Annotated in this window: 15 protein-coding genes; 8 read left to right on the top strand and 7 right to left on the bottom strand. The window is 56.3% G+C overall.

Translation table 11 applies throughout. The features are described from left to right. Positions 1-296: 296 nt before the first annotated feature. Together V9K67_RS11280 and V9K67_RS11275 are read right to left on the bottom strand one after the other, a co-directional pair. A complete protein-coding gene (locus V9K67_RS11280; RefSeq protein WP_336722440.1) occupies positions 297-1,301 on the bottom strand; it encodes a GSCFA domain-containing protein in 1,005 nt (334 codons plus the stop codon). After that, the gene (locus V9K67_RS11275; RefSeq protein WP_336722439.1) at positions 1,301-2,176 is read right to left on the bottom strand and encodes a hydroxymethylglutaryl-CoA lyase; all 876 of its coding nucleotides are present in this window, start codon (positions 2,174-2,176) and stop codon (positions 1,301-1,303) included. The genes V9K67_RS11280 and V9K67_RS11275 overlap by 1 nt, the downstream gene beginning before the upstream one ends. Positions 2,177-2,286: 110 nt before the next feature. Here V9K67_RS11275 and V9K67_RS11270 point away from each other — a divergent pair, with 110 nt between their 5' ends. Further along, positions 2,287-2,850 carry a hypothetical protein gene (locus V9K67_RS11270; protein ID WP_336722438.1) on the top strand — a complete coding sequence of 188 codons (564 nt, stop codon included), beginning with the start codon at positions 2,287-2,289 and terminating at the stop codon, positions 2,848-2,850. 43 nt (positions 2,851-2,893) lie between these two features. Here V9K67_RS11270 and rlmB read toward each other — a convergent pair whose 3' ends face one another. The 5 genes from rlmB to V9K67_RS11245 form a co-directional block, all read right to left on the bottom strand. Then, the gene (rlmB, locus tag V9K67_RS11265) at positions 2,894-3,640 is read right to left on the bottom strand and encodes a 23S rRNA (guanosine(2251)-2'-O)-methyltransferase RlmB (protein WP_336722437.1); all 747 of its coding nucleotides are present in this window, start codon (positions 3,638-3,640) and stop codon (positions 2,894-2,896) included. Positions 3,641-3,646: 6 nt separating this feature from the next. Next, complete coding sequence (locus V9K67_RS11260) at positions 3,647-4,207, bottom strand: NUDIX domain-containing protein (RefSeq protein WP_336722436.1); 561 nt, start codon at positions 4,205-4,207, stop codon at positions 3,647-3,649. Positions 4,208-4,357: 150 nt separating this feature from the next. After that, complete coding sequence (gene metK, locus V9K67_RS11255; protein ID WP_336722434.1) at positions 4,358-5,608, bottom strand: methionine adenosyltransferase; 1,251 nt, start codon at positions 5,606-5,608, stop codon at positions 4,358-4,360. A gap of 88 nt (positions 5,609-5,696) precedes the next feature. Then, positions 5,697-7,166, bottom strand: coding sequence for a DUF4270 family protein (locus tag V9K67_RS11250; protein WP_336722432.1), 1,470 nt, complete (start codon positions 7,164-7,166; stop codon positions 5,697-5,699). A gap of 147 nt (positions 7,167-7,313) precedes the next feature. Next, on the bottom strand, positions 7,314-8,129 hold the full coding sequence (locus V9K67_RS11245; protein ID WP_336722430.1) for a glycogen/starch synthase: 816 nt from the start codon (positions 8,127-8,129) through the stop codon (positions 7,314-7,316). 92 nt (positions 8,130-8,221) lie between these two features. Here V9K67_RS11245 and panC point away from each other — a divergent pair, with 92 nt between their 5' ends. From panC to panB, 7 genes are all read left to right on the top strand, one after another. Next, positions 8,222-9,067 carry a pantoate--beta-alanine ligase gene (gene panC / locus V9K67_RS11240; protein ID WP_336722429.1) on the top strand — a complete coding sequence of 282 codons (846 nt, stop codon included), beginning with the start codon at positions 8,222-8,224 and terminating at the stop codon, positions 9,065-9,067. A gap of 37 nt (positions 9,068-9,104) precedes the next feature. Next, positions 9,105-9,449 (top strand): aspartate 1-decarboxylase, encoded by a 345-nt coding sequence (gene panD, locus V9K67_RS11235; RefSeq protein WP_336722428.1) that lies wholly within the window; start codon positions 9,105-9,107, stop codon positions 9,447-9,449. 110 nt (positions 9,450-9,559) lie between these two features. Then, on the top strand, positions 9,560-10,582 hold the full coding sequence (locus tag V9K67_RS11230) for a lysylphosphatidylglycerol synthase transmembrane domain-containing protein (RefSeq protein WP_336722425.1): 1,023 nt from the start codon (positions 9,560-9,562) through the stop codon (positions 10,580-10,582). Then, complete coding sequence (gene rfaE2 / locus V9K67_RS11225) at positions 10,566-11,060, top strand: D-glycero-beta-D-manno-heptose 1-phosphate adenylyltransferase (protein WP_336722423.1); 495 nt, start codon at positions 10,566-10,568, stop codon at positions 11,058-11,060. The genes V9K67_RS11230 and rfaE2 overlap by 17 nt, the downstream gene beginning before the upstream one ends. Before the next feature lie 90 nt (positions 11,061-11,150). Then, on the top strand, positions 11,151-13,241 hold the full coding sequence (ppk1, locus tag V9K67_RS11220) for a polyphosphate kinase 1 (RefSeq protein WP_336722421.1): 2,091 nt from the start codon (positions 11,151-11,153) through the stop codon (positions 13,239-13,241). After that, positions 13,222-14,118 carry a Ppx/GppA phosphatase family protein gene (locus V9K67_RS11215; protein ID WP_336722418.1) on the top strand — a complete coding sequence of 299 codons (897 nt, stop codon included), beginning with the start codon at positions 13,222-13,224 and terminating at the stop codon, positions 14,116-14,118. Before ppk1 ends, V9K67_RS11215 begins: the two co-directional genes overlap by 20 nt. A 212-nt stretch (positions 14,119-14,330) precedes the next feature. Beyond that, complete coding sequence (gene panB, locus V9K67_RS11210) at positions 14,331-15,146, top strand: 3-methyl-2-oxobutanoate hydroxymethyltransferase (protein WP_336722416.1); 816 nt, start codon at positions 14,331-14,333, stop codon at positions 15,144-15,146. Positions 15,147-15,271 lie beyond the last annotated feature (125 nt).

Below are 15,271 nucleotides of genomic sequence, written 5' to 3'. Positions count from 1 at the left end.
TTTACGTTTTCAGATGCGGCCCCATTTCAGCACAACAATCATAAAGCTGATGACCACCTTTAAGACTGTCATGCCGAACGCAGTGAGGCATCTCCTCGGGATAGAAAAGCGTCTTCTATTCGAAAGCGGGCCTTCCTGTATCTGTAAAAGGCTTTTTGTGCCCCGAGGGGATGCCTCACTGCGTTCGGCATGACAGTCTTAAAGGTGGTCATCAGCTTTATGATTGTTGCGCCATTACAGGTAAAAGTCGTCCCCTCCCCTAATTCCCAATAAACCAATTGACCAATTCCCCTTACCTACCCCAGTTCGCCCGAAAAATAGGCAATCTCCTCTCCCAGGTTCAATTCCGGGAATTGGTTCTGGAGGGTGGTGGCTTTTTCGAGGTTGCTTTGTAAAAACCTGCGGTGGGCATCGGTGGCGGCATGGGTAGGCCGGTGCCTGCGGGCGATGGCGATCTTGCGGAGCTCCTGCAGCAGGCGCCCCGTTTCTTCGGACGTATAGGTTTCCAGGAACTTTTTCAGCACGAAGTCGGTGGCCAGGTAGTTGGGATGCACCATGTCGATATCGTAAAAGCGGTAGTCACGCAGGATGTCGATGACGATCTCGTAAGAAGGGAAATAATACATCCGGGCGAACTTGTTCACCATATGGTGCACCGCCTCCAGCAGGCGGGCCTTGCTGCGGTTGTTTTCCACCACCCCGTCGCGGATATGCCGTACCGGGCTGATGGTAAAGATGATGTTCACCTTGGGATTTATATAAAACAGCTGGTGCAGGGCGTTGTCCAGGCGCTCCACGGTTTCGGATATGGGCATCAGGTATTTTTGGAACCACTGGGCCGGCGCCCGGTGGCAGTTGGCCACGGGACTGCCCGGGGCTTCCGGCGTCGGGGCTGCGGACGTCAGCCGGTACGAAAAGGAAGAACCCAGGGTGATGATCACCCAGTCGGCCTGCAGCAAAAAATCATGGGCGGCCTGTTGCGATTGGTTGATCTGCGCCACCACGCTGTCCCGGTCGGTGCCGGAAAAGCGGCTGTGGTGCTGCCAGCTTTGCCAGACCTCGTTCAGGTAAAACAGGTCGTCGCCGGTATACGGCTTGTTCTTGATATAGGATACCAGGCTGGAGCAGACGCTGGCCGGGTCGAAGAGGATGCCGTTGGGATTCTGCAGCACGTTGAACTTGAGGTCCATCAGGGCCTTGCCGATGTGTTCGGTAAAGCAGGAGCCGATGGAAAGGATGCGGTGCTGGTGGTGGATCAGTTTTTCCGCTTTGGGCAGTTGGAGATCGAGCATGAAGTTCATTACAAACCGAATATTTCAGCGGCAATGCTACCACTGTTTTGCAAAGCGGCAAAATCAAGCGGGGGCAAAACGCCTTTTACGCTGAAAAAGTCCACCATGACCTCGGTGGCCATGTTGCCCACCAGCTCGTCATCGGCCATGGGGCAGCCGCCAATGCCTTTGAGGGCGCCGTCGAAGCGCCGGCAGCCGGCGGCAAAGGCCGCCTCCAGCTTTGCCCGCCGGTTCAGCGGCGCCGCATGCAGGTGCACGCCGATGGTGGTGCCGGGATATTGCGGCACCAGGGCGGCCACCGCCTCCCCCACCTGTTCCGGCGTTGCCAGGCCCACCGTATCGGCCAGGGAAATAATCGTAATGCCCCGCCGCACCATTTCGCCGGCCCAGTGCAGCAGGATGCCGGGATGGTAGGCATCGCCATAAGGATTGCCGAAGCCCATACTCAGGTACACCACCAGCTGCCTGTTTTTCTGCAAACAGAGCTCCTGGATTTCTGCCACTCTTCCCAGGCTTTCCTCCATCGTGCTGTTGGTGTTGCGCTGCTGGAAGGTGGGCGAAAGGGAAAAGGGAAACCCCAGGACGTCGATTTCCTCGAAGGCCAGGGCAGCTTCGGCCCCGCGCCGGTTGGCCACGATGGCCAGCAGCTTCGACCGGGTGCCGGTCCGCTCCAGCCGCTGCAGCACCTCTTTGGTATCGCTCATCTGGGGAATGGCCCTGGGTGAAACAAAGCTGCCGAAGTCGATGGTGTCGAAGCCCACCTGCAGCAGCGCATTGATGTAGGCGGCCTTTTTTTCCGTGGGAATAAATTCCTTCCATCCCTGCATGGCGTCGCGGGGACATTCAACCAGTTGAACGGGCGGGGCGGGTGTGGGATGCAGCATGGAACAGCGAAAGGGGTTTGGGTCTGTTCCAAATGTACCATTATTTCCGGGAAGCCCCGGACGGGCAGCGGGGCTTGACAATACGTCGGATTCGACTTATTTTACAGGAAATGAAATACCTGATCCTGCTCCTGATTTCCCTGGCAGGTACCGGGGTATGGGCCCAGGACACCAGCCTGCACTTCCGGAAAGTCACCTACCAGGTCAAGCTGATCACTACCTCGGACAGCGTTATTTCGGGCTACCTGCGCCTGGTCGGCGACAGTAGTGTCCGAATCTGCTTTATACCGGTGCGCTATGGCGCGCCCTGCGGGTATACTAAGGACATCGCTTACCAACAAATACGGAGCCTACGGATCCGGCGGGACGGAAGGATCCGCCGGGGCGCCCTGCTAGGCATTGTTGGCGGCTCCCTTCTTGGCGCCCTGATCGGGTGGATCGCTTATCAACCCCCGGATTGCAACGGGAGCTATTTCTGCATCGATTTCGGCCCCGGCCTCTCCGCACTGGCGGGTTTGGCAACGGGCACCCTGGCCGGGGCGGGCCTGGGAGTCGCCCTCGGAGCGGCTTCGGGAATGGAGTTCCTGACCGCCGGAACCTACGAAGGTTTTTCCCAAATGAAAGCCGCGATCACCAAAAGAGTCAGCACAGGAGCAACGAAAACGCCCGAATGACCGGCCCGTAACTCCTGCGCCTCCCTGTTTTATACATGATTCTTTATTCCGCCGTAAACATCCGCTGCTTCATCGCCTCGTACAGGATCATGCCGGTGGCCACCGACACGTTCAGCGATTCGAAGCTGCCGGCCATGGGGATCTTAAATACTTCATCGCAGGTTTTCATCAGCGCAGGGTAAACGCCTTTGTCCTCGCTGCCCATCACCACGGCCACGGGCTCGCGGAAGTCGGCTTCATGCAGCACTTTTTGCGCCTTCATTTCGGAGGCCAGCACGCGGATGCCGTTGAGGTGCAGGTCGTCCACGGCCTTCATCAGGCTGTTCACCCGGCACACGTGGAGTTTTTCCAGGGCGCCGGCCGAGGATTTCAGCGCCTCTTCATTCAAGGCGCCTACGCCCTTGTCGGGGATGATCAGCGCCTGGGCACCGCAGCAGACCGCCGTGCGGGCAATGCCGCCGATGTTGCGCACGTCGGTCACCCCGTCAAGGATCACGAACAGCGGTGTTTCTCCGTTGCCCACCACGTGGTCGATCACCTGCTGCAGGTCGAGGTACTGGACGAGCGCGGCAAAGGCGATCACGCCTTGGTGGTTGGCCCGGCTAATGGAATTGAGCTTTTCAATGGGCACTACCTGCACCGGGATATTGTACTTGCGGGCCAGCTCGCGGATGCCGGCAACGGCTTCGCCCCCGGCATTTTTCTGCAGCAATATTTTGTCGATGGCCCTGCCAGCGTTGATCGATTCGATCAGGGGCTGACGGCCGATGATGATGTTTGATTTTTTCAAGAGCGGTTATTTTATTTTGCCTTCCAGCAGTAAGATCTTCACTTTCAAAATGGCGGCCACGGCCAGCGCGTCGGTGATCACGCCTTCTTCCACCATGCGGTACGCTTCCGCAAAGGGCAGTTTCCGCACCTGCAGCTGCTCCGTTTCCTCGGGCATCGCTTCTTCCTGCCGTAACCGACGCGCCAGGAACAGGTGGCAGTGCTCGTCGGTAACGGAGTTGGACAAGTGCAGTTGCTGCAGCGGGATCCATTCTTCGGCCACCAGCCCGGTTTCTTCCTTCAGCTCGCGCCGGGCCGAATGCAGGATGTCGTCCACCAACGGCCCGCCGCCTTCGGGAATTTCCCAGCTGTACTGGTCCAGCGTAAAGCGGTATTGTCCCACCAGGTAGGTATTGAGGTCTTCGTCCAGGGGAAGGATGCCGATAGCGAGGTTCTTAAAATGCACTTTCCCGTAAATGCCTTTCCCGCCCGAGGGGTTGAGCACATCGTACTCTGTTACCTTGATCCACGGATTGTCGTACACTTCCGTTGCTCCCAGGACCGTCCAGGGATTATGTTGTTCGTCCATTGTCCAAAAATAAAAAACCTCCCGGAGGGAGGATTAGTTCCTGAGTTTCTTAGTTCCTAAGTTCCTGAGTTTCGTGTTGTTTAAAGGCAACTTTTTAAAAGCATCAACCAAAAACAACGTAGGAACCCAGGAACTCAGAAACTTAGGAACTTATAAATTAAATGCCTCTTTCACGCGTTCCACGTAATCCAGCTTTTCCCAGGTGAACAGCTCCACTTCGCGTTGGAAGGTGGTGCCGCCGGGGGCGAAGAATTCCTTGGTCACCACTTCCGGCTTGCGGCCCATGTGGCCATAGGCGGCCGTTTCGCTGTAAATGGGGTTGCGCAGCTTCAGGCGCTGTTCGATGAAGTAGGGACGCATGTCGAAGATGCCTTCCACTTTTTTGGCGATCTCGCCGTCGGTCAGCTGTACCTTGGCGGTGCCGTAGGTATTGACGTAGATGCCCATGGGCTCGGCCACGCCGATGGCGTAGGAAACCTGCACCAGCACTTCGTCGCAGACGCCGGCGGCTACCAGGTTCTTGGCAATGTGGCGGGTGGCGTACGCAGCCGAACGGTCTACCTTGGAAGGATCTTTACCGCTGAAGGCGCCGCCGCCATGGGCTCCCTTGCCGCCGTAGGTATCCACGATGATCTTGCGGCCGGTGAGGCCGGTATCGCCGTGGGGACCGCCGATTACGAACTTGCCCGTGGGGTTGATATGGTATTTGATGTGGTCGTTGAACAGGCCGGCATAGGTCTGGTATTTGGCCTTGATGCGCGGGATGAGGATGTTGATGATGTCGGTCTTGATCTTTTCCTGCATGGCCGCTTCGGTATCGAAATCGTCGTGCTGGGTGGAGACTACGATGGCATCGATGCGCACGGGACGGTTGTTATCGTCGTACTCCAGGGTCACCTGGCTCTTGGCATCGGGACGCAGGTACTTGATCTCGTTGTTCTCGCGGCGCAGCTGGGCCAGCTCCTGCAGCAGCTTGTGTGCCAGGTCGAGCGCCAGCGGCATGTAATCCTCCGTTTCGTTGGTGGCATAGCCGAACATCATGCCCTGGTCGCCGGCACCCTGCAGTTCCTTTTCCTTCCGGTCCACGCCCTGGTTGATATCGGAAGACTGCTCGTGGATGGCCGATAAAACGCCGCAGGAGTTGGCCTCGAACATATACTCGCTCTTGGTATAGCCGATCTTGCGGATCACCTGGCGGGCGATATCCTGCACGTCCAGGTAGGCTTTGGATTTCACCTCTCCGGCCAGCACTACCTGTCCAGTGGTCACTAGCGTTTCGCAGGCTACCTTGGATTCGGGATCAAAGGCAAGGAAGTTATCGATCAGGGCATCAGATATCTGGTCCGCGACTTTATCGGGGTGTCCTTCCGATACGCTTTCCGATGTAAATAAATAAGGCATGACTCGGGTATTTAGAATAGAGTGAAAAATTGTAGTTACACGCCCTTCAGGACCGGCAAATATACAGCCCGTCAGGGAACAACGAGATTTAAAGTTTTGAGTATACGACACGGAGCCGCAGTTGCAGCCTGGGGTCGGCGTAATTGCCGCCGGCCAGGGTCACCCGGCCCCTGGCGGGCTGGTCGATCACATAATACGACACTTTATTTCCCTGCACCTTGTCAAAAAGGGTGGTATAATAAGGAGCCGACAGCCGCAGGATGTTCGTCCGGGGCAGCTTGCCGGAAACCACGTCCTGTACGTACTTCGTGATATTGAACCGGTAGGTGCTGTCGGAGCGCAGGGTGCCGCCGAAGGAGGTAAAGTTGAGCGTTCCTCCCGAGATCAGCGGAAAGTCCCGTTCCATATTGAACAGGGTATCGCCGGCCGTATTCACCCGGTCGAGGAACAGGCGCGAAGGCGGCGCGAACAGGGCGTCGGCAGCCGAGGGTACCCGGTGGATGATCAGTTCGGCCAGGTGTATGAGCCTGGAGGAGTTGGCGAGGGTGTCCAGGCCGGGTACTTTTACCGTGGCATAGGAACCGGGCTGGCTCTGGATATATACTTTGCTGTCCTGGGCGGTGCCGTTCTGCAGCAGGCGGTCCCATTCGCCTCCGGGCGTGCGGCGGATGATATTGGCCTGGCCGCCGAAGGCAAACGGGGCATTGGTACTATCCCCACGCAGGCGGGTATTATGGGTAAAACTGACGGCCGTGGTATCGATGGCGCCGCTGCGCTTGACGCGGAAATAAAAGGTCAGGAAGGTTTTAGAGCTGTTGGCCAGGTCGAAGAGCCCGAGGCCGTTGCCCGTGTTGTCGGCCTTTACGGCCAGCCCGCGGAAAGCGGTCTTGAAGTTCAGGTCGCTGGCATAGGGTCCGGAGGCATTGAAACCGGCAAAGCGGTCGGCCAGTGTGTTGTTGAGGCGGATCCGCAGCACGTTGGCCACCTGTTGGGTGTCACTCTTCCGTACCAGCAGGATCGAGTCCTTCAGCGACTGGAAGGCGAAGGTGCGGGAACCCAGTTCGGAAGTGGTAGCAATATCGGCTTCGTTATAGGTATAAAGCGTGGTATCGTTGAAGTTGGAGGACGGGGCGATCTCGTACACCCGCAGGGTCTGGGGCGTAGCGGTGTCGCCGTGGGCGCCGCTAAAGGCCAGGGACAGCACCACCGAGTCCATGCCCACGATCGAATCGCGGGAAACAAAGGGGTTGCTGCCGTAGGTAGCCAGGCCCAGGTTAAAATAAGCCGCGGCATTGGTGGTGCCGAACTCGGGATCGTTGCCGATGTTGCCGATGGCTACCGCCAGCGGGTTGGCATACAGCAGCTTCGTGGTATCGTTCAGCCGGAAGTTGTCGGTTTCCGTGGAAAGGGAAGATTCGAAAGTAGTGATATTGTCCACCGCGGGGATCAGGTCACCGCCCAGTTCGGTAGCTTCGTTTATTTTTTTGCAGGAAGGAAAAAAGATCAGCGAGCAGGAGATCAGCGCCAGTAAGAAAATGCCCAGGCTTTGTTTCTTCACAAATAAGTATTGATCTGTTAAAAAAAATAGGAAAAATTTATGGTTTTCAGCGGGTGGTCCGAAGCCCCGCGAAACCGGAAAACCGGGGTTCCACCTGCTCCAAAGCTACCATCCGCCAAAAACCATAAACAAAAAATAAGGAACCACTTACTTCCCGGCAAGGTCGGTATACAACTGTAAATAGTCTGTTAAATCAGACTCGAGGTTGAACGGGAGGGTCTTTTTGCCCCGCACTTTCGAGAATTCTTCCACCAGTTTGGCCTCCACCTCTTCGGATCCGAAGGTGATGGCATCGGCAAAGGTAGCCCCGCCGCGCAGCAGTGCCGTGTTGTCGGCCGGCTTGAACACTTCCAAGTCCTTTTCCTTCAGGGAGGCGTGGATCATGGCTTTTTCAATGAAATCGGCGCCCAGGTTGTCGGGGAAAGTATGCTGCCCGATCGTGTAAATGACCTTGCTGTGCGAGAACACCGGCTCGCGCTTGTACACGCTCTTTAAATAAAAGGGGATCAGGCCGGTCATCCAGCCGCTGCAATGGATGAGGTCGGGCGGCCATCCGAATTTTTTCACCGTTTCCAGGGCACCCTTACAAAAGAAGACGGTGCGTAAGCCGTTGTCATCAAACCATTTATCATTGTCGTCGGTAAAAACGTGCTTCCGTTTGAACAGGTCTTCGTTGTCCAGGAAATACACCTGCAGGCGGGCATTGGGCAGGGAAGCTACCTTGATCTGCAGGGGAAAATCTTCATTATCTATGGAAACATTGATTCCGGACAGGCGTACAACTTCGTGAAGGCGGTGGCGACGTTCGTTGATGGTACCAAAACGGGGCATAATGCAGCGCACTTCAAATCCATTATCGTTTGCTTTTATTGCCAGTTTGTTAACAATTTCTGAAAATTCTGTCAACTCCAGGTACGGGGACATTTCATTGGCAATAAATAAAATTCTTTTCTTTGCTGACATTGTTACCGTTTTAAACTTTTTCCAAAAGGTTTGCAAAGGTAACCAATTATTGGAAATAGGCGTTAACACTACCACCTTCTATCTGTTAAAGGATGATCATATATAAAAAAGCATCAGATGTCACTTTGTTCCTGGAGCGGGCAAAGAACCAGGGAAAAACCACCGGCTTTGTACCTACCATGGGCGCCCTGCACCATGGCCACCTCTCCCTGATCGGGCTTTCGCAGGAACAAAACGACCTGACCTGCTGCAGTATTTTCGTCAATCCCACCCAGTTCAACAACCCCGAGGATTTTACCCACTACCCTATCACCATTGAAAAAGATATCGAACAGCTGGCGGCTGCCGGCTGCGACCTGCTGTTTCTGCCTGCGGTAAAAGAAATTTATCCACAGGGCTTTCCGCAACAACAGTATGACCTCGGCCCTATTGAAACGGTGCTGGAAGGCCATTACCGGCCGGGCCACTTCCAGGGCGTGTGCCAGGTGGTGGACCGCCTGCTGCGGATCGTGCAGCCCGACCGCCTGTACCTGGGCCAAAAAGACTACCAGCAGAGCATGGTGGTGAAAAAGCTCATCCAGCTTATGGGAAAGGAGCACCAGATCGAGCTGGTGGTCTGCCCCACCATCCGCGAGGCCGACGGCCTGGCCATGAGCAGCCGCAACCTCCGCCTCGACCCCGAAGAGCGCCGGCTGGCCCTGGGCATTTATAAGACCCTGTCGTACCTGAAGGAGCAATTGGGCAGCCACCCGCTGGCCGGCCTGAAACAGGAAGGGAAAAAACGCCTGGAAAGCGAGGGCTTTGCCGTGGATTACGTGGAGATCGCCGATGCCGACACCCTGCAGGCAGCTACGGCCTTCGACGGGCAAAAGCTGGTGGCCCTGGTGGCCGCCACCCTGCACCGGGTACGCCTGATCGATAATATGACCCTGAATTAAACCGCTCATCGCTTTCAAGCCTTACCTTTGCGCCGCTATGACTATCTCCGTGCTTAAATCAAAAGTGCACCGTGCCGTTATTACGGAAGCCAACCTGAATTATGTGGGCAGCCTGACGCTGGACGAAGACCTGATGGATGCGGCCAACATGATCGAGAACGAAAAAGTGCAGATCGTAAACGTCAACAACGGCGAGCGCATAGAAACCTACCTCATCAAGGGTAAGCGCGGCTCGGGCGTCTGCTGCATGAACGGCCCCGCCGCCCGCAAGGGCATGGTGGGCGACGTGGTGGTGATCATCTCCTATGCCAGCATGCCGTTCGAAGAAGCCAAAACCTTCAAACCCTGGATCGTTTTTCCCAGAGAAGGCAACCTGCTGTAAGCTGTTTACGCGTTTACTTGTTTACTGGCTTACGACTTACAGGTCCGGACCAATGACCATTGTCTATTGACCATTGACGATTCACCAAACAATGGTTATTTTCGGCGGGCATGAAGAAATCGATTCTGACCATACTTCAATACCTGTTTTTCCTGGGGCTGGGCATTTTGTTCGTCTGGCTGACGGTGAAAAACATCGATGCGGAGCAGTGGGAACACATCAAGTCTTCTATCCGGAATGCCCGGTTGTGGCTGATCCTGCCCGTAGCGGCCCTGCTGCTGCTGAGTCACTACAGCAGGGCCCTGCGCTGGAAGATCCTCATGGAGCCGCTGGGCTATAACCCTTCCACCTTCAATACCTTCGCCGCCGTGATGATCGGATACCTCGTCAATGCCGGCGTACCCCGCCTGGGCGAGGTGGTGAAGTGCACCCTCCTCTCCCGCTACGAAAAGGTGCGGGCCGACAAGCTGGTGGGCACCATCGTGGTGGAACGGGCGGTGGACGTGGTGGGCCTGGTGGTGATCTTTTTCCTGGCCCTTATCCTGCAGGGCCACGTGATCGGGGAATTTACGTCCAACCTCTTCGGCAACTTTTTCCGCGACCAGTCCGGCCACTTCTCCCCCGTCCGCATCAGCATCGCCGTAGCGGTGGTGGTGGGCGTTGGCTTGCTGGTGTATTTCCTGCTCAAACGCTTCGGGCATATCGATGCCGTTTCGCGGGTGAAAAACGTGCTTTCGGGCATTGCCCACGGCCTGGGCAGCATCCGGCTGATCAAACACAAAAAACTCTTTCTGTTTCATACCGTCCTCATCTGGGTACTGTATCTTTCAAGTACCACCCTGGGCCTGATGGCCCTGCGGGAAACCGCCCATCTGGGCGTGCTGGGCGGGCTGACGACCCTGGCCATCGGCAGCGTGGGCATGATCATCACCCCCGGTGGCATCGGCGCCTATCCCCTGCTGGTGGCCACGCTGATGGGCCTGTACGGGCTGGACGAAAACACCATCGGCAACGCCCTGGGGTGGCTGCTGTGGTCGGTACAGACCCTTATCATCATCCTGGGCGGGGTCGCATTTGCAGCCTTATTTTCTTATTACAATAAAAAACGAAAAGAACGTGAAAACGGGGAATAGCATTGACGAAAAGATCGTAACGCCGGAAGAATTACAACGCAGACTGGCACGCTGGCGCGTGCTGGGCAAAAAGATCGCCTTTACCAACGGCTGCTTCGACCTGCTGCATGCCGGCCACATCGCCTCGCTGCGCCAGGCGGCCCAAACTGCCGATGTGCTTATCGTGGGACTCAACGCCGACGTATCGGTCAAAAAACTGAAGGGCGACAGCCGGCCCCTGAACAGTGAGCACGCCCGGGCCCTGGTGCTGGCGGCGCTGAGCATGGTGGATGCCGTGGTGCTCTTTTCCGAAGACACCCCCCGCGAGCTGATCAAATCCATCCTGCCCGACTTTTTGGTAAAAGGCGGCGACTACAAGGTAGAGGACATTGCCGGGGCCGAAGAGGTGATCGCCGCCGGCGGCCAGGTAATCATCAATCCCATCCTGGAAGGGTTTTCCACCACTTCCCTGGTGGACCGGATGAAAAACGGGGTATAGATGTTGTATTTTGTTCCAACAAAATGATTTCGTCTCGCCTCAGGCGAGACGAAATCCCCAATACCGACCTCCTCAATCTTAAACGGTACTATGGCCCATTCCAAAAGCAAGACCATTCCGAGAGACATCAGCTGGCTGGCGTTCAATGGCCGGGTATTGCAGGAAGCGGCGGACCCCTCCGTGCCCCTGCGGCAACGCATCCGCTTCCTGGGAATCTTTTCCAACAACCTGGATGAGTTTTTCCGGGTGCGGGTAGCCGCCCTCAAGCGCATGATCCATTACGGCCACAAGGCCAAGATGCACCTGGAAGAAAATCCCGAACAGATCCTGCAGTCCATCCAGATGATCGTGCTGAACCAGCAAAGCGAATTCAACCGCATCTGGGAAAATATCCTGGAAGAGCTGAAAAAGGAAAAAATCTTCCTGGTCACCGAAAAGGACCTGACGCCCGAGCAGGCCGTCTTCGTGCGCAATTATTACGACGGGGAAGTCAGCTCCAACGTCATCCCCCTGATGATCGAAAGCATTCCCGACTTTCCCAACCTGCGCGACAAATCACTCTACCTGGGCGTGGTGATGTCGATGCAGGACAGCGCCCTGAAAAAGAAATACGCCCTCATCGAAGTGCCCTCAAGGGTGCTGGGACGCTTCGTGATCCTGCCCGCCCCCGCCGGCGAGCACCATATCATCCTGCTGGAAGACATCATCCGCTTCAACCTGCCGGAGATCTTTTCCTACTTCGGCTACAACCGCTACGTGGCCCACGTGTTCAAGGTGACCCGCGACGCGGAGCTCGACCTCGACACCGACCTGTCCACCACCCTCATCCAAAAACTCCAGAAGGGACTCAAAAACCGGCGCAAGGGCAAGCCCGTGCGCTTCGTGTACGACCGGGAAATGGACCCCGGCCTGCTGGAATACCTCTTCCAGCGGCTGAACCTCACCAAGCGCGACAACCTCATCCCCGGCGGCCGCATCCACAACTTCCGCCACTTTATGGACTTCCCCCAGCAGGTATTCAACAGTGAAAGCCACCGCCGCAAGCCCTTCGACCACCCCCTGCTGCTCGAACGCCGGGTGACCGACGTGGTGATGGAACGCGACATCATGCTGCACTTCCCCTACCACGACTTCTACCCCGTGATCGACCTGCTGCGCGAAGCCGCCATCGACCCCGAGGTGACATCCATCAAGGTGACCTGCTACCGCCTGGCCACCCAGTCGAAGGTGGTCAACGCCCTGGTCAATGCCGTGCGCAACGGCAAGCAGGTAACGGTGATGCTGGAGCTGCGGGCCCGCTTCGACGAGGAAGCCAACCTGGCCTGGAAGGAACGGCTGGAAGACGAAGGCGTAAAAGTGTTCATCGGCATTCCCAACATGAAGGTGCATGCGAAGATCTGCGTGATCCGCAAGCGCTTCCAGGACCGCATCCTGCATTACGGTTTTGTAAGCACCGGCAACCTCAACGAGAGTACGTCAAGGGTATATGCCGACCACTGCCTGCTGACCTCCAACGGGGCCATCATGGCCGATGTGAACCGCATTTTCAACTACATCGAACACTACAAGACCGGCACCCATTTCCTAAAGGCCTGCAGCACCATCATTCCCAGCCCCGAGTTTACCCGCCGCGAGCTGATGAAACTGATCCGCATCGAAACCCGCAATGCCCTCAAGGGCCGGGAGGCCCGCATCATCGCCAAGATGAACTCCCTGTCGGACGACCAGCTGATCGAAGCCCTGTACGATGCCGCCCGGGCCGGCGTGGAAATAAAGCTGATCATCCGCGGCATTTTCTGCATGTATTCGCAGGACCAGAAGTTTGCCCGCCCGGTAACGGCCATCAGCATCGTGGACGAATACCTGGAACATGCCCGGGTTTGGTTTTTCCACAGCTGCGGCAAAGAAAAAGTGTATATTTCCTCGGCCGACTGGATGGTGCGCAACCTCGACCACCGCGTGGAAGCTACCTGCCCGATCCTGGACCCGGACATCCGCGAGGAACTGAAGCAGATCCTCGACATCCAGTTGCAGGACAATGTGAAGGCCCGTTGGCTGGACAATGACCTGAACAATGAGTACGTGCGGACAAATGACGAAAAACCGGTACGTTCGCAGGTGGAGACATACAAATACTTATACCAAAAAACCCTTTCAGCCATTGAGACTGTCAGCGATTGATATCGGCAGCAATGCCTGCAGGCTGTTGATCAGCGATGTGATCAAGGACCCTATGGGTCGCCCGGAATTTTTAAAGGAAGCCCTGGTGCGGGTGCCCCTGCGACTGGGCTTCGACGTGTTCGAGCGGGGCGAGATCTCGCCCCGGAAACGCGACCAGGTCATCAAAACCATCCAATCGTACAAGCTGCTGCTCGACGTATACGATGTCAAACACCTGAAGGCCTGCGCCACTTCGGCCATGCGGGATGCCGCCAATGCGGCGGAGATCCTGCAGCAGGTGAAGGAGGAAACGGGCATCACCATCCGCGTGATCAGCGGACAGGAAGAGGCCACCTACATTTACGAGAACCACATTGCCGAAAACCTCAGTTCCGAAGAATCGTACCTGTACATCGACGTGGGCGGCGGCAGCACCGAGCTGACGTTCTTCAGCGACGGCCGCCTGGTAGCCAAGGAGTCGTTCAATATCGGCACCATCCGCCTGCTGAAAAACCAGGTCGGCGACAAGGAGTGGAACAGCATGAAAGAGTTCATCAAGGCCAAAACCAGCGGCTACCACCATATTACGGCCATCGGCTCGGGCGGCAACATCAACAAGGTGTTTTCGCTGTCGAAGCGAAAGGAAGGCAAGCCCCTGAGCCTGGAGCTGCTGCGCAGCTACCACAAGGACTTCAGCAACCTCACCGTGCCGCAACGCATCCTGCAGTACAAAATGCGCGAAGACCGGGCCGACGTGATCGTGCCGGCCCTGCAAATTTATATCAACGTCATGCGCTGGTCCGATGCCGAAGACATCTTCGTGCCCAAGATCGGCCTGGCCGACGGCCTTATCCACACGCTTTACGAAGAAGTGATGGCCAGCGGCATCGTGCATTAGTTCATTGGTTCATTGGTTCATTGGGAATTAGGCGGGAATGCCGGTATCGTTAAATACAGTCCCGGGTAGTAAATGATCCCTGCAAATAATGAACTTACAGTCATTAAGGTTCCCTTGAAAAAGACACTTCAACCTTATTCCTAATATCCCAATGAACCAATTAACCAATTAACCCAAATTCCTTTGTATTTTGCCCCCCCAAATTTGTGCAAATGAGTGTTTCCAAGGAAGTAAAACGGATAACGACCAACACCCTGCAGAAAATGAAAGCTGCAGGAAAAAAGATATCGATGCTCACCGCCTATGATTACTCCTTTGCGCGGCTCTTCGACGAAGCCGGGATGGATGTGATTTTGGTAGGCGACTCCGCTTCCAACGTGATGGCCGGCCACGAAACCACCCTGCCCATTACCCTCGACCAGATGATCTACCATGCCTCCTCGGTGATCCGCGGGGTCAAAAGGTGCCTGGTGGTGGTGGACATCCCCTTTGGCTTTTACCAGTCCAACGGCGACATTGCCCTGGCCTCCGCCATCCGCATCATGAAGGAAACGGGCGCCCACGCCATTAAGATCGAAGGCGGCGAAGAGATCATCGATTCGGTCAAACGGATCCTGTCGGCCGGCATCCCGGTAATGGCCCACCTGGGCCTGACGCCCCAGTCGATCTACAAGTTCGGCACCTACAGCGTACGGGCCCGCGAAGAGGACGAAGCCAATAAACTGAAGCGCGACGCCAAGCTGCTGGAAGAAGCCGGCTGCTTTGCCGTGGTGCTGGAAAAGATCCCCGCCGCCCTGGCCAAGGAAGTAACCGAAAGCCTGGAAATCCCCACCATCGGCATCGGCGCCGGCAAGCACTGCGACGGGCAGGTGCTGGTAATGCACGACATGCTGGGCATCAACGTCGAATTCAAACCGAGGTTCCTGCGCCAATACCTCAACCTCCACGAACTCATCACCGGCGCGGTTCAGCAATACATTTCGGATGTCCGGGAGAATACCTTTCCTACGGACGAGGAATCGTACTGAGTACAGGGCATTGGTTCATTGGGAATTAGGACGTTAGACAGAAACAGCTTTCCAGCAGGGAATAAACCTGCAACATATAGGGTTCGGAACTTTTTAATAGTTCCGAACCCTTTTTTATAATACTG

The sequence above is a fragment of the Huijunlia imazamoxiresistens genome (assembly GCF_037132455.1).
GTDB classification, from domain to species: Bacteria; Bacteroidota; Bacteroidia; order Chitinophagales; family Chitinophagaceae; genus Flavisolibacter; species Flavisolibacter imazamoxiresistens.
This window is presented reverse-complemented; position numbering and strand designations above follow the sequence as displayed.